General features: G+C 62.5%; 23 protein-coding genes and 2 pseudogenes. 14 read left to right on the forward strand and 11 right to left on the reverse strand.

Annotated elements, in window-relative coordinates; translation table 11 throughout:
- Positions 1–58 precede the first annotated feature (58 nt).
- Genes ACRTG1_RS13820 through deoA form a run of 6 tightly spaced genes read left to right on the forward strand, consistent with a single transcriptional unit; the run spans position 59 to position 6,226 of the window.
- The gene (locus tag ACRTG1_RS13820) at positions 59–1,591 is read left to right on the forward strand and encodes an ABC transporter ATP-binding protein (RefSeq protein ID WP_432516416.1); all 1,533 of its coding nucleotides are present in this window, start codon (positions 59–61) and stop codon (positions 1,589–1,591) included.
- Positions 1,588–2,727: an ABC transporter permease gene (locus tag ACRTG1_RS13825; RefSeq protein WP_432516417.1), complete on the forward strand. Its 1,140-nt coding sequence runs from the start codon at positions 1,588–1,590 to the stop codon at positions 2,725–2,727. Before ACRTG1_RS13820 ends, ACRTG1_RS13825 begins: the two co-directional genes overlap by 4 nt.
- Position 2,728: 1 nt before the next feature.
- Positions 2,729–3,700, forward strand: coding sequence for an ABC transporter permease (locus ACRTG1_RS13830; protein ID WP_113153737.1), 972 nt, complete (start codon positions 2,729–2,731; stop codon positions 3,698–3,700).
- Positions 3,700–4,095, forward strand: a complete 396-nt coding sequence (locus ACRTG1_RS13835; RefSeq protein ID WP_206546545.1) for a cytidine deaminase — start codon at positions 3,700–3,702, stop codon at positions 4,093–4,095. The genes ACRTG1_RS13830 and ACRTG1_RS13835 overlap by 1 nt, the downstream gene beginning before the upstream one ends.
- Positions 4,092–4,898, forward strand: a complete 807-nt coding sequence (locus ACRTG1_RS13840; RefSeq protein ID WP_113153735.1) for a purine-nucleoside phosphorylase — start codon at positions 4,092–4,094, stop codon at positions 4,896–4,898. The genes ACRTG1_RS13835 and ACRTG1_RS13840 overlap by 4 nt, the downstream gene beginning before the upstream one ends.
- Before the next feature lie 8 nt (positions 4,899–4,906).
- Positions 4,907–6,226 carry a thymidine phosphorylase gene (gene deoA, locus ACRTG1_RS13845; protein ID WP_432516418.1) on the forward strand — a complete coding sequence of 440 codons (1,320 nt, stop codon included), beginning with the start codon at positions 4,907–4,909 and terminating at the stop codon, positions 6,224–6,226.
- 8 nt (positions 6,227–6,234) lie between these two features.
- Here deoA and ACRTG1_RS13850 read toward each other — a convergent pair whose 3' ends face one another.
- From ACRTG1_RS13850 to ACRTG1_RS13860, 3 genes are all read right to left on the reverse strand, one after another.
- Entirely contained in the window at positions 6,235–6,801 is a 567-nt protein-coding gene (locus tag ACRTG1_RS13850) for a TIGR02281 family clan AA aspartic protease (RefSeq protein ID WP_206546542.1), read from the reverse strand.
- A gap of 97 nt (positions 6,802–6,898) precedes the next feature.
- On the reverse strand, positions 6,899–7,528 hold the full coding sequence (gene upp / locus ACRTG1_RS13855; protein ID WP_113153732.1) for a uracil phosphoribosyltransferase: 630 nt from the start codon (positions 7,526–7,528) through the stop codon (positions 6,899–6,901).
- Positions 7,529–7,598: 70 nt separating this feature from the next.
- Positions 7,599–8,579, reverse strand: coding sequence for an adenosine deaminase (locus ACRTG1_RS13860; RefSeq protein ID WP_432516419.1), 981 nt, complete (start codon positions 8,577–8,579; stop codon positions 7,599–7,601).
- A 108-nt stretch (positions 8,580–8,687) separates the two neighbouring features.
- On the opposite strand from ACRTG1_RS13860, the gene ubiE reads away from it, so the two are divergent.
- From ubiE to ACRTG1_RS13900, 8 genes and pseudogenes are all read left to right on the forward strand, one after another.
- A complete protein-coding gene (ubiE, locus tag ACRTG1_RS13865; protein WP_113156110.1) occupies positions 8,688–9,464 on the forward strand; it encodes a bifunctional demethylmenaquinone methyltransferase/2-methoxy-6-polyprenyl-1,4-benzoquinol methylase UbiE in 777 nt (258 codons plus the stop codon).
- Positions 9,465–9,474: 10 nt separating this feature from the next.
- Positions 9,475–11,049 carry a 2-polyprenylphenol 6-hydroxylase gene (ubiB, locus tag ACRTG1_RS13870; protein ID WP_432516420.1) on the forward strand — a complete coding sequence of 525 codons (1,575 nt, stop codon included), beginning with the start codon at positions 9,475–9,477 and terminating at the stop codon, positions 11,047–11,049.
- A gap of 423 nt (positions 11,050–11,472) precedes the next feature.
- Positions 11,473–11,538 (forward strand): annotated as a pseudogene (locus ACRTG1_RS13875) (FitA-like ribbon-helix-helix domain-containing protein); the annotation flags it as partial.
- 15 nt (positions 11,539–11,553) lie between these two features.
- A complete protein-coding gene (locus ACRTG1_RS13880) occupies positions 11,554–11,730 on the forward strand; it encodes a hypothetical protein (RefSeq protein WP_222474305.1) in 177 nt (58 codons plus the stop codon).
- Complete coding sequence (locus ACRTG1_RS13885) at positions 11,714–12,139, forward strand: type II toxin-antitoxin system VapC family toxin (protein ID WP_113153728.1); 426 nt, start codon at positions 11,714–11,716, stop codon at positions 12,137–12,139. The genes ACRTG1_RS13880 and ACRTG1_RS13885 overlap by 17 nt, the downstream gene beginning before the upstream one ends.
- Before the next feature lie 14 nt (positions 12,140–12,153).
- Positions 12,154–13,398, forward strand: coding sequence for a bifunctional phosphopantothenoylcysteine decarboxylase/phosphopantothenate--cysteine ligase CoaBC (gene coaBC, locus ACRTG1_RS13890; RefSeq protein ID WP_432516421.1), 1,245 nt, complete (start codon positions 12,154–12,156; stop codon positions 13,396–13,398).
- Positions 13,395–13,919, forward strand: coding sequence for a GNAT family N-acetyltransferase (locus ACRTG1_RS13895; protein WP_432516422.1), 525 nt, complete (start codon positions 13,395–13,397; stop codon positions 13,917–13,919). Before coaBC ends, ACRTG1_RS13895 begins: the two co-directional genes overlap by 4 nt.
- Positions 13,920–14,164: 245 nt before the next feature.
- Complete coding sequence (locus tag ACRTG1_RS13900) at positions 14,165–15,082, forward strand: pirin family protein (RefSeq protein WP_113153723.1); 918 nt, start codon at positions 14,165–14,167, stop codon at positions 15,080–15,082.
- 36 nt (positions 15,083–15,118) lie between these two features.
- Here the strand turns inward: ACRTG1_RS13900 and ACRTG1_RS13905 are convergent, their stop codons facing one another.
- The 8 genes and pseudogenes from ACRTG1_RS13905 to ACRTG1_RS13940 form a co-directional block, all read right to left on the reverse strand.
- Positions 15,119–15,511: a VOC family protein gene (locus tag ACRTG1_RS13905; RefSeq protein ID WP_432516423.1), complete on the reverse strand. Its 393-nt coding sequence runs from the start codon at positions 15,509–15,511 to the stop codon at positions 15,119–15,121.
- A gap of 20 nt (positions 15,512–15,531) precedes the next feature.
- A complete protein-coding gene (locus ACRTG1_RS13910; protein WP_297561068.1) occupies positions 15,532–15,927 on the reverse strand; it encodes a VOC family protein in 396 nt (131 codons plus the stop codon).
- Between the two features lie 6 nt (positions 15,928–15,933).
- Positions 15,934–16,377, reverse strand: a pseudogene (locus tag ACRTG1_RS13915) (SRPBCC family protein); the annotation flags it as partial.
- Positions 16,378–16,416: 39 nt separating this feature from the next.
- Positions 16,417–16,965: an SRPBCC family protein gene (locus ACRTG1_RS13920; protein ID WP_432516424.1), complete on the reverse strand. Its 549-nt coding sequence runs from the start codon at positions 16,963–16,965 to the stop codon at positions 16,417–16,419.
- A gap of 38 nt (positions 16,966–17,003) precedes the next feature.
- Positions 17,004–17,360 carry an ArsR/SmtB family transcription factor gene (locus ACRTG1_RS13925; RefSeq protein ID WP_113153720.1) on the reverse strand — a complete coding sequence of 119 codons (357 nt, stop codon included), beginning with the start codon at positions 17,358–17,360 and terminating at the stop codon, positions 17,004–17,006.
- Positions 17,361–17,429: 69 nt separating this feature from the next.
- Positions 17,430–17,780, reverse strand: coding sequence for an MliC family protein (locus ACRTG1_RS13930; RefSeq protein ID WP_432516425.1), 351 nt, complete (start codon positions 17,778–17,780; stop codon positions 17,430–17,432).
- 171 nt (positions 17,781–17,951) lie between these two features.
- Complete coding sequence (locus ACRTG1_RS13935) at positions 17,952–18,611, reverse strand: peroxiredoxin (RefSeq protein WP_113153718.1); 660 nt, start codon at positions 18,609–18,611, stop codon at positions 17,952–17,954.
- Positions 18,612–18,798: 187 nt separating this feature from the next.
- Positions 18,799–20,388 carry a peptide chain release factor 3 gene (locus tag ACRTG1_RS13940; protein WP_432516426.1) on the reverse strand — a complete coding sequence of 530 codons (1,590 nt, stop codon included), beginning with the start codon at positions 20,386–20,388 and terminating at the stop codon, positions 18,799–18,801.
- Positions 20,389–20,499 lie beyond the last annotated feature (111 nt).

A 20,499-nucleotide genomic window follows, 5' to 3' on the forward strand; every position in this document is an offset into this window, starting at 1 on the left:
GCGGAACGCCGTGATACTGCATTTGACCAATTGATAAAAACGGGGAAGTGGGTCGCCGATGGCTGACACGGCAATCGAGCTCAAGGGCATCAGCAAGAGCTTTGGGGCGGTTCACGCAAACCGCAACATCGATCTGAAGATCACCGCCGGAACGATCCATGGCATCATTGGCGAGAATGGGGCCGGCAAATCGACACTGATGTCGATCCTCTACGGCTTCTACCAGGCCGACAGAGGGCGCATCGAGGTGGCCGGCAGGAAGGCGACCATCAACACGCCGAGCGACGCCATCGCACTGGGCATCGGCATGGTGCATCAGCACTTCATGCTTGTGGAGAATTTCTCCGTTCTGGAAAACGTCATTCTGGGGGCCGAGGGCGAAGCGCTGCTCAACACCTCCATCGCCAAGGCCCGTTCGGAGCTTGAGCGGCTGGAGCGCGACTACGGGCTGGAAGTGGACCCCGATGCGATCATTGAAGATCTGCCGGTGGGCCTGCAGCAGCGCGTGGAGATCCTGAAGGCGCTTTATCGCGGCGCTGACATTCTGATCCTCGACGAGCCGACCGGCGTTCTGACGCCTGCCGAGGCGGACCATCTGTTCCGCATTCTGGAGCAGCTTAAGGATGAGGGAAAGACCATCATCCTCATCACGCACAAGCTGCGCGAGATCATGGCCATCACCGACAATGTGTCGGTCATGCGCCAGGGCACGATGGTGGCCACTCGCAAGACCTCCGAGACCAATGTGGAAGAACTGGCCGAGCTCATGGTGGGCCGGCGCGTTCTGCTGCAGGTGGAAAAGGGCGAGGCGACGCCGGGTGACGTTCTTCTTTCGGTCAAGGGACTGACGGTCAAGGATTCGCGCGGCGTCACCATGGTCGACAACCTGTCGCTGGATGTGCGCGTGGGCGAGATCGTCGGCATTGCGGGCGTGGCCGGCAACGGCCAGTCGCAGCTTCTCGACGCCATCACCGGCGTGCAGAAGGCGGTTTCGGGAACGGTGACGCTGGATGGCGAACCGGTGGACCTGACGGGTGCGGCCGACCCTGCCGACCTGCGCGAACGCGGCATGGCCCATGTGCCGGAAGACCGCCACCATGTCGGTCTCGTGCTGCCTTTCGAGGAAAACGAAAACGCCATGCTGGGCTATCACCGGCAGGCAAAATATCTGAACGGCCCTTTCCTCAACATTGAGGCGATCCGCGCCGATGCGCGCGAGAAAATCGAGAAATACGATATCCGCCCGCCGGACTGCCGGCTGAAGACGGCCAATTTCTCCGGCGGCAACCAGCAGAAGATCGTGCTGGCCCGCGAGATCGAACAGGACCCGAAAGTGCTGATCGTCGGCCAGCCGACGCGCGGCGTGGATGTGGGCGCGATCGAGTTCATCCACAAACGGCTGATCGACATGCGCGACCAGGGCAAGGCCGTTCTTCTGGTCTCTGTGGAGCTGGATGAAATCCGCTCGCTGTCCGACCGCATTCTGGTGATGTTCGCCGGCCGTGTCGTCGGCGAGCGCGGACCCGAAGCAAGCGAAAGCGAACTTGGCCTGCTCATGGCCGGCGTCGAGGAAAAGGAGGCGGCGGAATGAGCGCGCCCTATGCGAAACTGCCCGCCTGGGCCGATTACGGGCTGATCCCGCTGATCAACCTTGCCGTGGCCTTTCTGGTGGCCGGCCTGGTGGTGATGCTGGTTGGCGAAAACCCGATCCGTGCTGCGGTCATCCTGGTGGATGGCGCGCTCGGACGCGGCCAGAACATCGCCTACACGCTCTATTACGCGACGAGCTTCATCTTCACCGGCCTTGCGGTGGCGGTGGCCTTTCACTGCAGCCTGTTCAACATCGGCGGCGAGGGACAGGCCTATGTGGGCGGGCTCGGCGTGGCCGTTGTCTGCCTCGCCTTCGACAGCATTCTGCCCTGGTGGCTCGTTTTTCCGCTGGCCATTGTCGGCGCGGCGCTGTTCGGCGCGGCGTGGGCCTTCATTCCCGCCTATTTCCAGGCAAAGCGCGGCTCGCACATCGTCATCACGACGATCATGTTCAACTTCATCGCCGCCAGCCTGATGGTCTATCTGCTGGTGAACGTGCTGAAGCCCGCCGGCGCGCAGGCCCCGCAGACCCGCAACTTCCTTGAAGGCGGGCAGCTGCCCAAGCTCAACTGGATGCTTGAGGCCGTGGGCTTCACCATCCGCTCCGCGCCCTTCAACCTGTCGTTCCTGCTGGCGCTGGCTGCGGCGTTCTTCGTCTGGGTGCTGATCTGGCGCACGCGGCTCGGCTATGAGATCCGCATGCGCGGCTACAGCCCCAAGGCGGCCCGCTATGCCGGTGTGAGCGAAACGAAAATCATCATCATCACCATGCTCATCTCCGGCGCGCTTGCCGGCATGATGGCGCTCAACCCGGTGATGGGTGACCAGAACCGGCTGCAGATCGACTTCGTGACCGGGGCCGGTTTCGTCGGCATCGCAGTGGCGTTGATGGGCCGGTCGCATCCGGCCGGCATCGTGCCGGCGGCGATCCTGTTCGGCATGCTCTATCAGGGCGGTGCGGAACTCGCCTTCGAGATGCCCAACATCTCACGCGACATGATCGTCATCATCCAGGGCCTCGTGATCCTGTTTGCCGGTGCGCTGGAGCATATGTTCAGACCGTCCATTCAGGCCCTTTTCGCAAGCCTTGGCTCGCGTTCGACGGGCCTTGAGGCGCAGCAGGGAGAGGGTAGCTGACATGGACTTCTTTCACGCCCTGATCCTCGTTCTCGATTCCACCGTGCGGCTTTCGGTACCGCTTCTGCTGGCCGCACTTGCCGGGCTTTATTCGGAGCGCTCCGGCGTCTTCGACATCGGCCTTGAAGGCAAGATGCTGGCAGGCGCATTTGCGGCCGGCGCGGCCGCCGCCGTCACCGGATCCGCCTGGGCCGGTCTCGGCGCTGCGATGCTCATCTCCATCTTCCTCGCGCTGGTGCATGGCTTTGCCTCCATCACCCATCGCGGCAACCAGATCGTTTCGGGCGTCGCCATCAACTTCATCGCCGCCGGCTCCACAATCATTCTGGGGCAGGCCTGGTTCCGGCAGGGCGGGCGCACGCCATCGCTGCCGGGCGAGGCGCGTTTCGGCGCGATCGAGTTACCCTTTGCCGAAGCCGTACGCGACGTCCCGATCCTCGGCGACGTCTATTCCGAGCTGATTTCCGGCCACTCGCTTCTGACCTATGCGGCCTTTCTTCTGGTGCCCTTCACCTGGTGGGTTTTGTTCCGCACCCGCTTCGGCCTCCGGCTGCGCGCGGTGGGCGAAAACCCGGCTGCGGTCGACACGGCGGGCATCTCCGTTTCGTGGCTGCGCTACCGGGCCGTGATCTGCACCGGCATTCTCACCGGCATGGCCGGCGCCTATCTCTCCATGGCGCAGAATGCCGGCTTCGTGAAAGACATGACGGCAGGACGCGGCTTCATCGCGCTCGCCGCGCTGATCTTCGCCAAGTGGAAGCCCGTGCCGGTGATGTTCGCCTGCCTGCTGTTCGGCTTTCTCGATGCCTTCGCGATCCGCATTCAGGGCACGCCCCTGCCCCTCATCGGTCAGGTGCCGGTGCAGTTCATGCAGGCCCTGCCCTACATTCTGACCGTGGTGCTTCTGGCCGGCTTCATCGGCAAGGCCATTCCCCCGCGCGCCGGCGGCGTGCCCTATGTGAAGGAGCGGTGATGAGCGCCGAAGACCTGTTTGCAGCCGCCAGCGCGGCGATGCAGAACGCCTACGCCCCCTATTCGCGCTTTCCCGTGGGGGCTGCGGTGAAGACCGAGGCCGGCGCAATCCACGCAGGCTGCAACATCGAGAACGCGTCTTACCCGGAAGGCTGGTGCGCAGAGACCACCGCGCTTGGCCATCTCGTCATGGCGGGCGGCGGGCGCGTGACGGAGATCGCCGTGGTGGCGGAGAAGATGCCGAAGATAATGCCCTGCGGCGGTTGCCGCCAGCGGCTGGCGGAGTTCGTCACCGACGATGCCTGCCTGCATCTCTGCGACACCAACGGGGTGCTTGAAACGGTTCCCTTCTCGGCCGTGTTCCCGCGCGGCTTCAGCTTCGAGGATGGCAAATGAAAGAAGCGGTGGACCTTCTCACCGAACGGCTGAACGGCCTCGCCCCGCAGCTTGCGCTGGTGCTTGGCTCCGGGCTCGGCGGTCTTGTGAACGACGTCGAAAACCCGGTGCGGATTTCCTATTCCGAATTACCCGGTTTTCCGCAAAGCGGCGTGACCGGCCATGCGGGCGAGATTGTCGCCGGACGGCTTTCAGGCACGCCCGTGCTGATGCTTGCCGGCCGCGCGCACTATTATGAACATGGCGATGCGGCGGCCATGCGCCCGGCGCTGGAAACCCTGTGGGGCATCGGCATCACCCAGATGATCCTGACCAATGCGGCGGGATCGCTGAGACAGGACATGCCGCCCGGCTCGGTGATGCTGATCGAGGACCACATCAATTTCTCCGGCATGAACCCGCTGATCGGCGAGGGCAGCGACCGGCGCTTCGTCGGCATGAGCGAGGCTTATGATGCGGGCCTGCGCGCCAGCCTCGAAGCCGCCGCTGAAAAGAGCGGCGTCGCGCTGCACAAGGGCGTCTACATGTGGTTCTCCGGCCCGTCCTTCGAAACGCCGGCGGAAATTCGCATGGCGCGCACGCTGGGCGCGGACGCGGTGGGCATGTCGACCGTGCCGGAAGTGATCCTCGCGCGCTATTTCGGCCTTCGGGTCGCGGCCTGCTCGGTCATCACCAATCTGGGTGCGGGCATGAGCGCGGGCGAGCTGTCGCATCAGGAAACCAAGGACATGGCTCCCATTGGCGGCCAGCGTCTCGCAACGGTTCTCGGCCAGCTCTGCGCCGACGGCCTGCCAACAGGCTGAGGTTACCCATGCTGCCGCAGGAGATCATCCGCAGGAAGCGCGACCGTCAGGCGCTCACCGGTGAAGAGATCGCAGATTTCGCTCACGGGCTCACCCATGGCACGTGGAGCGAAGGGCAGATCGCGGCGCTGGCCATGGCGATTTTCCTGAACGGCATGACGGCTGAGGAAGGCGCTGCGCTGACCATCGCCATGCGCGATTCCGGCAGTGTACTCGACTGGTCGGACCTGCCCGGCCCGGTGACCGACAAACACTCCACCGGCGGGGTGGGAGACAATGTCTCGCTGATGCTCGCCCCCATCGTGGCGGCCTGCGGTGCTTTTGTGCCGATGATCTCCGGACGCGGGCTTGGCCATACGGGCGGCACGCTCGACAAGATGGATTCCATTCCCGGCTATACGAGCCAGCCGGACGAAAAGCTGTTCGCCAGAACCGTGCGCGATGTGGGTTGCGCGATCATCGGCCAGACCGCCGATCTCGCTCCCGCCGACAAGCGTTTTTATGCCGTGCGCGATGTGACCGGCACGGTGGAATCGATCCCGCTCATCACGGCGTCGATCCTTTCCAAGAAACTGGCCGCCGGCCTTTCGTCGCTGGTGCTCGATGTGAAATCGGGCAATGGCGCGTTCATGGATGACGCCCGTGCGGCGCGCAAACTGGCTGACAATCTGGTGCGTGTCGCGGGCGAGGCCGGGCTTCCGGCCACCGCGCTTGTGACCGACATGAACCAGCCGCTTGCCTCTGCTGCCGGCAATGCCGTGGAAGTCGTCAACGCCGTCGATTTTCTGACTGGCAGGAAACGCGACCGGCGGCTTCTCGACGTGACGCTGGCGCTCGCCGGCGAGATGCTTCTTTCCTCCGGCGTGGCAGCCACCACGCGCGAGGCCTTCGATTGGGCGCATGACGCGCTGGAAAGCGGACGAGCAGCGGAACTGTTCGGCAGGATGGTGCACACGCTCGGCGGGCCGGCGGACTTTGTCGAGGCTGCCGACAGGCACTTGCCGAAGGCGAAGGTGATCAAGCCCGTGCTCGCGGAAGAGGACGGTTTTGTCGGCGCAATCGACTCGCGCGCCGTGGGCATCTGCGTGATCGAATTGGGCGGCGGACGACGCACGCCCGAAGAGGCCATCGACCACTCGGTCGGCCTGACGGAGCTTCTGCCCGTGGGCGCGGAGCTGAAACGCGGGGAGCCGGTCTGCATGGTGCATGCCGCATCCGACGACGACGCGGAACGGGCGCGCAGGGCGGTTATGAAAGCCTATTCGGTCGTGGATGCGAAACCGCGCACGAAGAAAACCATCCTGCGCCGGGTGACAGCGGAAGTCTGAGAACTGCCTTACTGCTCCAGAATCAGCGCGCGATCTTCCACCCTGTAGCGCGCGAGGCGCTCGAGAAAGCTCATCCCGATGAGCACACTGTCGAGCGCACGATCCTCAAGCACCAGCGCTTCGACATTCTCGATATAGATGCGGCCGATCTGAAGGTTTTCGATAACGGCGGCAGCGGCGCTTGCCTTGCCATTGGCCGTGCTGACTTCATATTTGAAATCGCTCGCGGTGAGATTCAGGCCGATCCGGCGCGCGGTGCTCCTGTTGATCGCCACATAGGTCGCGCCCGTATCGATCATGGCCTTCGTGTGACGGCCATTGAGCTTGAAGCGTCCGACGAAATGGCCGGACCTGTCGGCCGCGATGCTGACCCGCTTGCCGAGAAGCACGGAGGTCTTGCCGCGCTCCGGCGCGGGCGCGCGAACCATCGCGACCTGCTGAACCTCCTCCACAGGCGTCTCTTCAAGCGCGCTGCCAAGAAGGCTCCGATAGAAATCCGGATTGCTCTGGTAAAGCGCGGGGATTGCCCCCGCAGCTCCGATAACGATACCGAGCATGACCACCTTGCGAACCATATGCGCCTTCCACCCCTTCAATCGGGAAGACCCTATGCCGCAACGGCAACCATTTTTTTAACGGCGCGGACAACCGCGCCGCTTGGTTAAACGAGCGTTATTTCGTTCCGTACATCCGGTCGCCGGCATCGCCCAGACCCGGCACGATGTAGCCCTTCTCGTTCAGGCATTCATCGATAGACGCGGTGAAGACCGGCACGTCAGGATGCGACTTGCGGAAGTTCTCGACACCTTCGGGCGCCGCCAGAAGGCAGAGGAAGCGCAGATTGGTCGCGCCGCGCTCCTTGAGCTTGTCGACGGCGGCAATGGCGGAGTTGGCCGTGGCCAGCATCGGGTCAACGACAATCACCAGACGGTCGCCCAGATTGCTCGGAGCCTTGAAGAAATACTCGACCGCCTCAAGCGTTTCGTGGTCGCGATACATGCCCACATGCGCCACGCGTGCGGCGGGAACGAGATCCAGCATGCCATCCAGCAGGCCGTTGCCGGCGCGCAGAACCGAGGCGAAGACGAGCTTCTTGCCTTCGAGCGTGGGCGAGTCGATCGGCTGAAGCGGCGTTTCGATGCGCCGTGTCGTCAGTTCCAGATCGCGCGTGACCTCATAGCAGAGCAGCAGCGAAATTTCGCGCAGCAGACGCCTGAAGCTGGCGGTCGAAGTCTCCTTGTCGCGCATGATGGTGAGCTTGTGCTGGACAAGCGGATGGTCGACGACGGTCACGCCCTGCATGTGCTGTTCCCCGAATGCTTGAAATCCTGCCGATATTAACGGCACGTGGCCGCGCAGGATACCATAAGGCTCACTGAGCCACAGTTTTATGGCCCAGCGCTGCAAGCAGACGCGTGCGGGTGGCCTCATCGACAAACGCGGCTTCGATGGCCGTTTGCGTGATGCCGCGAAGCGCCGTGTCATCGAGCCCGAAATGCGCCTTCGCCACCGCATATTCATGCGCGAGCGACGTGTGGAAATGCGGCGGGTCATCGGAGTTGAGCGTCACGCGACAGCCGGCGGCCATCAATTGCGGCAGAGGATGGCTGGCGTAGTCGGGAAAGACCTTCAGCACGATGTTTGAAACCGGGCAGACCTCCAGCACCACACCCTCATCCACCAGACGGCGCACCAGATCCGGGTTCTCGACGGCGCGCACGCCATGACCGACGCGTGTGGGGCGCAGATGGTTCAGCGCCGCCTCGACGCTCTCCCAGCCGACCAGCTCGCCTGCATGGACCGTGATGCCGAGCCCCGCCTCGCGTGCAATGTCGAAGGCGGTCTCATAGTCGCGCACATTGCCGAAACGCTCTTCGCCCGCCATACCGAAACCGGTGACAAGCGGATGCTCGCAGGCAACCGCGAAGCGCGCTGCATCTTCCACCGACACTGCCCCGAAATGGCACACGCCGGTCACGATGATGCGCCCCTCTATGCCGGTTGCGGCGCGCGCGCGCTCGATGCCCTCGCCAAGCGCGTTGGTGTAGGCCATGCGCGAAAGCCCGGCGCGTTCTGCATGATCGGGCGAGATGAATATCTCCGAATAGATCGCGCCGTCTTTCGCCAGGCTGGTCAGATAATCCTCGGCGAGAAGCGCATAGTCTTCTTCGGTTCGAAACAGGCTGGCGGCCTCGTCATAAGCGGCGAGAAAGCTGGTGAAATCATACCAGTGATAGGCCCCGTCGCGCAGGAAGTTCGATGTGTCGACGCCGTATTTGCGCGCCTGGGCAAGGACGAGATCGGGGGAAGCGGCTCCCTCGATATGGCAGTGAAGCTCGGCTTTTGCGACCATGTGTGCTCCATTTTAACCAGACCGCTGGCGCGGCTGTTCATCGCGGTTTTGACAATAGCGCCGCGAACGGCAATGGGCTATGGTCCCGGCGATTTCGAAAGGGTGAAGATGTCCGATCAGCGCACCACCGCCGAAGGCGGCATGGAGACGGCCTATGGTTTTCGCACGGTAGACGAAACCGAAAAGCAGGGCCTGGTCAACACGGTATTCCACCGCGTCGCCAAACGGTATGACGTGATGAACGACCTTATGTCGGCGGGTCTGCACCGGGTCTGGAAAGACGCAATGATCTCCTGGCTCGCGCCTTCCAAGCGACCGGGCTATCGCGCACTGGACGTGGCCGGCGGCACGGGCGACATCGCGTTCCGCATCGTCGAGGCCTCGCGCCGGATGGCTGACGTCACCGTTCTGGACATCAATGGCTCGATGCTCGAAGTCGGCCGTGAGCGCGCCGAGAAGAAGGGCATCGCCGACAATCTGACTTTCGTTGAGGCGAACGCCGAGGAGCTGCCCTTCGAGGACAACAGTTTCGACGCCTACACGATTGCCTTCGGTATTCGCAACGTGCCGCATATCGACCGCGCGCTTTCCGAAGCCTTCCGCGTGCTCCGGCCCGGCGGACGCTTTCTCTGCCTCGAATTTTCCGAGGTGGACATGCCGATCCTCGACAAGGTCTATGAGAACTGGTCGTTCCACGCCATTCCGCGTATCGGCCAGGCCGTAACCGGCGATGGCGAGCCCTATCGCTATCTCATCGAATCCATCCGCAAATTCCCCAACCAGCAGAATTTCGGCGCGATGATCACCAATGCGGGCTTCTCCCGCGTGACCTGGCGCAATTACTCCGGCGGCATCGCCACCCTGCACTCCGGCTGGAAGATTTGACGGCGTAAAAATGAGCACTGTCGGCGCATATCTTCGGCTGGCCCGCGCGGGCTGGATTCTTGTTCGTGAAGGCGTTGTGGCGGCCATGCCCGGCGACCAGCTGGAAGGCATGCCGCTGTTCGGCTGGAAGGTGGCCAAAGTCTTGTCGCGGCGTCGCTCCAAGCGGCGCGACCGGCCCGAACGCCTTGCCCAGGCCGTGAACCGGCTCGGGCCGTCCTATGTGAAACTCGGGCAGTTTCTGGCGACGCGGCCGGATGTTGTGGGCCATGAGATGGCGCATGATCTCGCCAGCCTTCAGGATCGCATGAACACGTTTCCCGAGGCGCAGGCGCGCGCGGCCATCGAAGGCTCGCTCGGCCAGCCGGTCGAGGCGCTTTACGCGGAGTTCGACGGCCCGGTGGCAGCGGCCTCGATCGCGCAGGTGCATGAGGCGCGCGTCGCCACCGACACGGGCCTCAAGCGCGTTGCGGTGAAGGTGATCCGCCCCGGCGTGCGCCGGCGCTTCCAGAACGACCTGGAAAGTTATTTCCTCGCAGCACATCTGCAGGAGCGCTTTATCCCGTCCACCCGTCGCCTGAAGCCGGTCAAAGTGGCCGAAACGCTGGCGCAGGTGACCAGGATCGAGATGGATCTGCGCCTTGAGGCGGCGGCCATTTCCGAGATCCACGAGAACACGCTGAACGATCCCGGCTTCCGGGTGCCCAATGTCGACTGGCAGCGCACCGGCCGCGATGTGGTGACGCTGGAATGGGTCGACGGCACCAAGATGTCGAACATCGAGGCCCTGCGCGAAGCGGGTCACGATCTCGAAGCGCTGGCGCAGACGCTCATTCAGTCCTTCCTGCGCCACACGCTGCGCGACGGCTTCTTTCACGCCGACATGCATCCGGGAAACCTCTTCGTTGAAGACGATGGAACCATCGTCGCGGTGGATTTCGGCATTACGGGGCGTATCGGCCGCAAGGAACGGCACTTCCTCGCCGAGATCCTGTACGGTTTCATCACCCGCGATTTCCGCAGGGTGGCGGAAGTGCATTTCGAGGCAGGATATGTGCCGGGGCACCACGATGTGGCGGCCTTCGCACAGGCGCTGCGCGCCATTGGCGAACCGATCCACGGCCAGTCGGCCGAAACCATCTCCATGGCGCGGCTTCTGACGCTTCTCTTTGAAGTGACCGAGCTGTTCGACATGCAGACACGGCCCGAACTGCTGCTCCTGCAGAAGACCATGGTCGTGGTGGAAGGCGTTGCGCGCACGCTCGATCCGCATTTCAACATGTGGAAAGCGGCCGAACCGGTCGTTTCCGACTGGATTGCCGGCAATCTCGGGCCGCGCGGCATGCTGAACGACGCCCGCGAAGGCGTCGGCGCTCTCGTCTCGCTCGTTCGTCAGGCGCCGGATCTCGCCGCACGCACGGAGCGGCTCTCACGCGAAATCGACACGATGGCGCAGAAGGGCCTGCGCTTCGATCCGGAAACGGCGGAAGCCATCGGCAAGGCCGAGGCGCGCCATTCCCGTGGTGGGCGCGTTGCGCTCTGGGTCATCGCCGCAGCCCTCGCGGCCATCGCCTGGCAGATTTCCTGATCCCCGATCCATGCTGATGGCGCATTTGCGCCATCCTTCCTCACATTCGGAACATTGCAGCACGGGATAGCTGGCTAATCCTGCGACGACGCGTTGCGCCTGCAATGACAGCATTGCTAGCAAACGTCACCTAAGCCACAGATTCGCCTTGCGTTTCCGCGTGCGAAGAAGTGTGAATAATGCATTGCCGGCAATGACATCCCCACAATCTATAGAGTAAGAGAATCATAATACGCTGCACGAGCGAAGGGGGCACCTTCCAGGCAATCGAGACCGCGCGGGGCGCAAACCGGCAAGAATGACAGCAATGCTGTCAAAAACCCGGCAAGCGCAGTCAAAGACAAAAATGCAGTCATTGCTTTCAAGTCTGCGTTTTACAAATCTCTGCATTCAGATTTGCCGGCTCATTTTTTGGACTTATCGATGGCGACACTAACGATACGAAATGTCGATGAGAAAGTTCGGCGCGCGCTACGCAGACGCGCAGCCGAAAATGACGTCTCGATGGAAGAAGAGGTCAGACGCATTCTGGCCCGCAGCGTGCAGCTGGCAGACGACCCGGCCCAGCATCAGAGCAAGGCGCGGCGCGCAGAAACGCTCAACACGGTCTCCATGCGCCCGATTGGAGAATTCGACCTCAAGGCAATCAGCGACGAGATCTGGAATGGCCGTACGTTGTGAGCCCAAATTCGTGGTCGATACGTCGGCCCTTATCGCCGTCCTGAACGACGATCCCGACGCGGATACGTTCCGCCAGGCGCTTCAGGACGCAGAGCAGATCCTCATCAGCAGTACCACGACGTTTGAAGCGCAGTATGTCGCCAAGCACATCTCGCTGATCGACGGCACCGAACGGCTCAACACGCTTCTTGGCGCGCTTTCCCCCGAAACCATCGATTTCGATGAGCGGCAGCTGACCATCGCCCGTAAGGCCTATGCGATTTACGGTCAGGCGACCGGCCACCCGGCAGCGCTGAACATCGGCGACTGCTTTGCTTACGCGCTGGCCAGAACCGCTAACCTGCCGCTCCTTTTCAAAGGTTCGGATTTCGTCCATACGGATATAGAGCCCGCAATAAAGCCGTCCTGAGAGAGCCTTCATCCATGACAGCCCCGCAGCAGACGCTTACCAAAGCCCGTATCCTGCTTATCATCGGGGGCGGCATCGCAGCCTATAAATGCCTCGACCTGATCCGCCGCCTGCGCGAACGCGGGGCGAGCGTGCGCTGTGTGATGACGAAAGCCGCACAGGAATTCATCACGCCGCTCTCGGTCGGCGCGCTTTCCGCAGACCATGTGTTCACCGAGTTGTTCGACCGGCAGGACGAGCATGATGTCGGGCACATCCGCCTGTCGCGTGAGGCTGACCTTCTGGTCGTTGCGCCGGGCACGGCCGACCTGATGGCGAAGCTTGCCAATGGCCATGCCAACGACCTCGCGTCCACGGTTCTCATAGCAACCGACAAGCCGGTTCTCATCGCACCCGCCATGAACCCGCGCATGTGGGAGCATCCGGCAACCCAGCGCAACCTTGCGACACTGAAGGAAGACGGCGTGAATTTCGTCGGCCCCAACCGGGGCGAGATGGCTGAAAGCGGTGAAGCCGGCGAGGGCCGCATGGCCGAGCCGATGGAGATCGTTGCTGCGGTTGAAGCGCTGATCGGCAATCACGAAAAGCCGCTCGCCGGGCGCAAGGTGATCGTCACCTCCGGCCCGACGCACGAAATCATCGATCCGGTGCGCTACATCGCCAACCGCTCTTCGGGCAAGCAGGGGCACGCCATCGCCGCCGCGCTCGCCCGGCTGGGCGCATCGGTGCACCTCGTTTCCGGACCGGTCTCCATTCCCGACCCGCACGGCGTGACGACCACCCATGTGGAAACGGCCCGCCAGATGCGCGAGGCCGTGGAGGCTTCGCTGCCGGCGGATGCGGGCGTGTTCGTTGCCGCTGTTGCCGACTGGCGGCCCGCCGTCGAAATCTCGGAAAAGATCAAGAAGAAGCCCGGCGAGGGCGCGCCCACGCTGGAGCTTACCGAAAACCCGGACATTCTGGCCGGCATCGGACATCACAAGAAACGCCCCGCGCTCGTGATCGGCTTTGCCGCCGAAACGCAGGACCTCTTCAAGAACGCCCGCACCAAGCTCAACAAGAAGGGCGCTGACTTCATCGTTGCCAATGATGTCTCGCATGACAGCGGCGTCGGCCCCGGCGGCGTGATGGGCGGCGACAGCAACAGCGTCGTCATCGTCGGCCATGAAGGGCATGACGAGTGGCCCGAAATGAGCAAGGAAGAGGTTGCGGAGCGACTGGCGCAACTCATCGCAGACCGTCTCGGACCCACTCAATGACATCAACGACACCGGTTCTGGAAACAGAACGCCTCACGCTGCGGGCGCACAACTTCAGCGATCTCGACGCTTTCGCGCGTCTCTGGTCGCTGCCCGAGGCGACGCGCTTTACCACGGGTCGCGCCCTGTCGCGCGAAGAAGCATGGCGGCGCATGGCCATGCACCGGGGCATGTGGGACCTGATGGGCTTTGGCTATTTCGCCGTCATCGAGAAGTCCACCGGCGCATTTCTCGGCGATGCGGGCGTGCAGGAATGCCGGCGCGAACTCTCGCCCTCGATCGAGGGAACGATGGAGGCCGGCTGGGTCTTCCTGCCGGAAGCGCACGGCAAGGGCTATGCGCGCGAAGCGATGGAAGCCGCGTTCAAATGGTGCGCCAGCGCACAGCCGGCCATGGACATAACCTGCATCATTGATGAGGAAAACACGCCTTCGCAGAAGCTCGCAGCGCGCCTCGGCTTTGCGGAACGCGCGCGCACGGACTTCAACGAACGGCCGGCAATCATCTACTGGCGCGGGTAAAATCCGGAAGCCTCATTCCCGCCGGAAGCATCATTCCCGAAAGACTGTTCACAATCTGTAGACAGCCCGTTTCCGTGAGCGCCGGTGCCATGCGGGGCTGCACTCTCTATGTTTGGCGCAAGATCGCCGTGCGTCCATCCGGACGCACAAAGGACGATCCAGGTTACTGACAGGGCATTGGAATGGCCCGAAAACCGGATTCCGTTTTTCGGTCCAAAGCTCTGGCAACAGATGGAGAGACGATCATGTCCATTCGTCCCGTGAGGCAGATTTCGCAGGCGCAGCCCACCATTGAGGGCGCAGGCGTTCGGCTGGACCGCGCTTTCGGTTTCACCGATCCGAAGCTGGCCGATCCCTTCCTGCTTCTCGACGATTTCCGCAATGAGCGACCGGAAGACTACCAGGCCGGCTTCCCCTGGCATCCGCATCGCGGCATCGAGACGATCACCTATGTGCTGGCCGGCAGCGTGGATCACGCCGACAGTCTGGGCAATGCCGGTTCGCTCGGCGCGGGAGACGTGCAGTGGATGACGGCGGGCAGCGGCATTCTCCATCAGGAAATGCCGCATGGCGACAAGACCGGGCGCATGCATGGATTCCAGCTCTGGGCCAACCTGCCTTCGAGCGAGAAGATGACCACGCCGCGCTATCAGGATGTGAAAGCCGGTGAAATTCCCGAAGTGATCGACGATGACGGCACGCGGGTGCGTGTGGTGGTCGGCGAGTTCTGGGGCAAGCGCGGACCGGTCGACGGCATTGCCGCCGATCCGCAATATCTCGATGTCTGGGTGCCGCCGGGCAAGCGCAAGGTGCTGCCGGTCGACACCTATCGCAGCGCGTTTGCCTATATCTTCGAAGGCTCCGGCACGTTCCGCGATGCGTCGCGCCCGTTCGGTGTTCTGGTGGAGAAGGAAGTCGCCGGCGAGGAAGTGCATCTGCGCGACATGAGCGGCGACCGCACGCTTGTGGTGTTCGACACGGGCGATGAAGTTGTCGTTCAGGCCGGCGAACGCGGCATCCGCTTCCTTCTTGTGTCCGGCAAGCCTATCCAGGAGCCGGTAGCCTGGCACGGACCCATCGTGATGAACACGCGCCAGGAACTCATGCAGGCCTTCAACGAGCTGAATGCCGGCACTTTCATCCGCGAAGGCGCGAAGTCCTGACGAAACCCGCGATGAGGCGGCGCAATACGCGCCGCCTCATCCGGCCTCATAAATCTGGATGAGGTTGCCGCAGCCATCCTCGAAGAGCGCGATGGTCGGTTGCCCCTCTGCCTGTGTTGGCTCCACACGAAATGTCACGCCTTTTCCTGTGAGGCGCGCATGTTCCGCATGCACATCGTCCGAGGCGAAGGTGACGGCGGGCAGCCCCGCGTCGCGCAGAGCCTTTTGATAGGCGCGCGCAAAATCATATCCCATTGGTTCGAGAAGAAGCTCCGTTCCGCCCTCCGTACCGGGCGAAACGACGGTCAGCCAGCGCGCCTTGCCAACCGGGAAATCCTGTTTCTTCGTGAAACCCAGCACCTGCGTGTAGAAGGCCTCGGCCTTGTCCTGATCATCGACCAGAACGCTCATCAGCGCGATTTTCAGCATGGCTTCCTCCTGAATGCGGGCTACCAGGCACCGGATTTGTGATCGACCAGATGGATGATCTGGGCCGGGCTCGATATCCAGAAACCGTCGAAGTTTTCGCCCAGTGGTTCGATAGCGTCGCAGCGGGCGATGCCCTCCGCCGCCATGAGTTCCGCCGCCGCCTTCGTGTCGTCCGTGACGATCTCCAGCCAGAGCTCGGCCTGGCTCATGCCGGGCGTCTGGTCGAGCCAAAGCTGGTTGGCCCCGAAGCGGAAGCCGATGGCCGGGAGAAGCTCTTCGATCTGCTCCATGCCAAGCACATCGCGGTAAAACCGGACGGTCTCTTCATATTGATGCACAGGCACCTTCATGGCGATGTTGCGCCCGCCGGCCAGATGCGGCCTTGGCGCAGCCTCACCGGGGCCAACGCCTTCCATGCACCGGTCGAGGTGATCGAGGATCAGCGGCCAGAGCGCTTCGTGTTTCGCCGCGCTCTCCTGACTGGGAAACCCTTTATGCACGAGCTTCAGGCGGCTGCCGCGGCTGCGCTTCGAGAACTCCATGGTCACGATGGTCTCCGCCCCTTCGGTGCCGCTTGATCCGGTGACCCAGCTCATCTCGATCAGCCTGCCCGGCTCAAGCCTGAGGAAACGCCCGTAACAGGGCCTGCGTTCGGCGGGCTTATCCTCATCAAAACCATGCACTGTTTCAAAGAAGAAGGGAGATCCGACGCGCGGCTCCATATGCACCGAGGCGCGGGACGCGAACCAGTGGTCGAGCTGCTCGGTCCAGGCGCGATAGAGCGTGTCGGGATCCGCACTCATCGACCGGGACAATGCGCATTCATGGGGACGGCCGGAAACATCCGGCATGACGGCAATGTTCATGACGTTTCTTCCTTCTCTCGTCGTTGGACGAACAGTGATTTATGTCTGCGAGAAGCGCTGTTCGTATTCGGCTTCCAGCGCCGTGATGCGCGCCCAGAAGGGCGGCACGGGCCTGCCCGAAAGAACCGCGTCGAGCACCGCCAGATGCGCATGCCAGCCGCCGGACACGTTAGCCATCTCGCCACGACCGCCAAGGCGGCTATGCGTGACCACCAGAAGAACCCTGTCGCCTTCCGGGAACAGCTCGAAACGCACTTCGCTTCCTTCACCTTCACCCGGCCAGGTCATGGCGAGAACGCGCGGCGGATCCCATTCGAGTATCCGGCCTTCGGACACGAAGCCATTCTCGTTCATCTCGCGATATTGGTCAGGCGGCGTTTCGTCGGTGAAGTCGGCGTGACGGAACACGAGCTGCGCGGCCCCGCCGACGCGCTCTTCCATTGCGCCGCCGGCAAGCCACTGGCAGCGCTTGTCGGCCTCGGTCAGATAAGACCAGATGCGCTCGGCCGGGCCGGGCAAAAGGCGTTCGAAACGCACCACATTCGGCGCTTCGACAACGCCATAGGCATCCATATCGGCATGTTTCATCGTCTCTCTCCCATTGAGGAAACAGCGTCGGCGCGCGCTCAGCCCTTTTCTGCTGGCGGTTTCTGCCGATCCTCGGCTTCCAGAATGTTCTGAAGCGCATCGAGCCGGTCGCTCCAGAAGCGCTCATAGTAGCGGAACCAGGCCTGTGCTTCGGCGAGGCGCGCAGCCTCCAGCCGGCAATAATGGGTGCGCCCTTCGACATGCCGGCTCACAAGGCCGGCTGCCTCCAGCACCTTCACATGTTTGGATGCGCCGGCAAGCGACATGTCGAACGGCTCCGCCAGTTGCGACACGCTGTGCTTTCCGGCTGAAAGCCTGTGCAGCATGGCCCGCCGGGTCGGGTCCGACAGGGCATGGAAAACGGCATCCAGATGGGGCGACTGATATTCAACCATATGGTTTAGATATCAGTCGCCAGCCCAATGGTCAACCGAATGGTTTAACTTTATGGAAAGAGACCGGGATCAGTCCTTGGCGGTGCAGGAAACCGGGTCTGCGTCCTCGCCCTTCATCAGGTCATAGAGGTCCGCATTGTCGCCCTTGGTCCACCAGATGTAGGGGCCGCCTGCGTATTTTGCGCCGGAAGCCGCGAGCACATTGCTCATCACGACGGGGTTGCCATCGACGGTGACGACGGCGAGCGAATTGCCGTCGGCGTTGTAATAGGTGGCGTCGATGTCGCCGTCCGGGCAGGCATAGGTCACTGCGGTGGTTTCCACGCTCTCCACATCGGGCAGATCGATCTCCAGCGTCGCGGCAAAGGCGGACGACCCCAGTGCAAGCGTGGAAACGAGCGCAAGAATGGAACGGCGCATGATGAAACTCCTGAATCATTATCAAACCAGATCATCACACCGTGGCAGCGTGTCGAATTAAAGACAATGGCCGCAGATACTTGCTGAAAAAGATACTTGCCGGAAAAGAAAAACCCCGGAAGCAACAGCGCTTCCGGGGCCGATATTCTTGATACCTGTCCTGCGAAGGGATCAGCCGGTCGGCTGTTTGGTCTTGCGCAGATAGGGCAGGATTGTCTCGAACGAACCAAAACGCTTTTCGGCTTCTTCGTTGGAAACGGCCGGCGTGATGATCACATCCTCGCCATTCTGCCAGTTGGCGGGCGTCGCCACCTGATGCCTGGCGGTGAGCTGGATGGAATCGATGGCGCGCAGGATCTCCGCGAAATTGCGGCCCGTCGTCATCGGGTAGGTCAGCACCAGCTTGATCTTCTTGTCGGGACCGACAACGTAGACCGAGCGAACGGTCTGGTTGTCCGCAGCCGTGCGACCGTCGGAGCTGTCGCCCGCGTCAGCCGGCAGCATGCCATAGAGCTTGGCGACCTTCAGGTCGCTGTCGCCGATCATCGGATACTCGACAGCCTGACCGGTGGCCTTCTTGATGTCTTCCTTCCAGCGCACATGGTCCTCGACCGGATCGACGGAGATGCCGATGATCTTGGTGTTGCGCTTCTTGAACTCATCCTCGAGGCCAGCCATCGTGCCGAGTTCGGTCGTGCAGACGGGCGTGAAATCCTTTGGGTGGCTGAAGAGCACGGCCCAGCCGTCGCCGACCCAGTCATGGAAATTGATTGTGCCGTGGGTGGTCTCGGCGCTGAAATCCGGCGCCGCGTCATTGATGCGAAGGCTCATCGTTCTCTCCTCCTGAGGTGAGATAAAGCGTTGGGTGTTCCTGCCGCAGCAGGATAGCAACCCAAACACAGGTTGATGAACCTCATCTAGGTGTAAATTGACGCAGTTGCTTGGAATCTCATTCCCAAAATGAGCACGAGCGGGAAATTTACATCCCCCACTCGTGTTGCCCGGCGAATTCCTTCGCTCAGGCGGCCTTTCGGGTCTGGTAATCCTTCACGGCGGTGAAGCGCACGGCCTTCCAGCGGTCGGCCTCGTAGTTCAGACCGAATTCATGCGGCGCGAGGAAAACCGGATCGTCGTCGAGATCACGCGCAATGTCGCCGCGATGGCTGGCAATGAAACGGTCCACTTCGCCCGCCTCGTCGGAGGTGATCCAGCGGCAAACGCTGAAGCGCGCCATCTCGAAATCCACCGGCAGCGAATACTCGATCTTCAGACGCTCTTTCAGAACGTCGAGCTGAAGCGCGCCGACGACGCCGACAATGGCGGGCGAGCCATCTTCGGGCGTGAAGAGCTGCACGACGCCCTCTTCGGCCATCTGCTGCAGGGCTTCCTTCAGCTTCTTGGCCTTCATGGCGTCGCCAAGGCGCACGCGGCGCAGGATTTCCGGCGCGAAATTGGGCACGCCGCGGAACAGAAGCTCCTCGCCCTCGGTCAGCGTGTCGCCGATGCGCAGCGTGCCGTGGTTGGGAATGCCCACCACGTCGCCGGCGAACGCCTCGTCAGCGGTGATGCGGCTCTTGGCGAAGAAGAACTGCGGCGCTGACAGGCTGATCGGCTTGCCGGTGCGCACCAGCTTGGCCTTCATGCCGCGCTGCAGCCTGCCCGAGCACACGCGCACAAACGCGATGCGGTCGCGGTGGTTGGGGTCCATGTTGGCCTGGATCTTGAAGACGAAGGAGGTCATTTTCTCCTCATTCGCCTCGACCTTGCGCGCATCCGCTTCCTGTGCGCGCGGTTCGGGACCGAATGCGCCAAGCGCCTCGATCAGGTCGCGCACACCGAAATTGCGCAGCGCCGAGCCGAAATAGACCGGCGTGAGGTGCCCTTCGCGGAACGCCTGCATGTCGAAGGGACGGCAGGCTTCCTTGCCCAGCATCATCTCCTCGACCAGCATTTCGCGCTCATGCTCCGGCAGAAGACCGGCCACGGCGTCGGAATCGGGCCCATCGACGGCGATCGGTTCCACATCGTCATCCGAGCGGCGCATCGTGTCGTTGGCGAGATTGTAGGTGCCGACAAAGCTCTTGCCCCGGCCGATGGGCCAGGTGACGGGTGCGGTGTCCAGCGCCAGCTTCTGCTCGATCTCGTCAAGGATTTCGAACGGATCGCGGCTTTCGCGGTCGAGCTTGTTGACGAAGGTGACGATCGGGATGTCGCGCAGGCGGCACACTTCGAACAGCTTCAGCGTGCGCGGCTCGATGCCCTTGGCCGCATCGATCACCATGATGGCGCTGTCGACCGCTGTCAGCGTGCGATAGGTGTCGTCGGCGAAGTCTTCGTGGCCCGGCGTATCGAGCAGGTTGAAAACGTGGTCGCCATACTCGAACGTCATCACCGATGTGACGACGGAAATGCCGCGCTCGCGCTCGATGTTCATCCAGTCCGAACGGGTCTGGACGCGGTTCTTCTTCGCTTTCACCTCACCGGCGAGCTGGATCGCGCCGCCGAACAGAAGCAGCTTCTCGGTCAGCGTGGTCTTACCGGCGTCCGGGTGCGAAATGATTGCGAAGGTGCGGCGGCGGGCCACCGCATCGGCGATTTTGTCGGTCATCTGTATCTGGTTTTCCTGAAGCCCGGGGCTTTTAACAAGCGGCGCTGCGCCTGTCGAACGGAAAGTGGTCGCAGGCAAAAGCCACATAGCGGTGAAGAGATGGCTCTGGCT

Origin of the sequence: Nitratireductor sp. PBL-C9 (assembly GCF_050877045.1) — a bacterium.
Lineage (GTDB): Bacteria > Pseudomonadota > Alphaproteobacteria > Rhizobiales > Rhizobiaceae > Nitratireductor > Nitratireductor aquimarinus.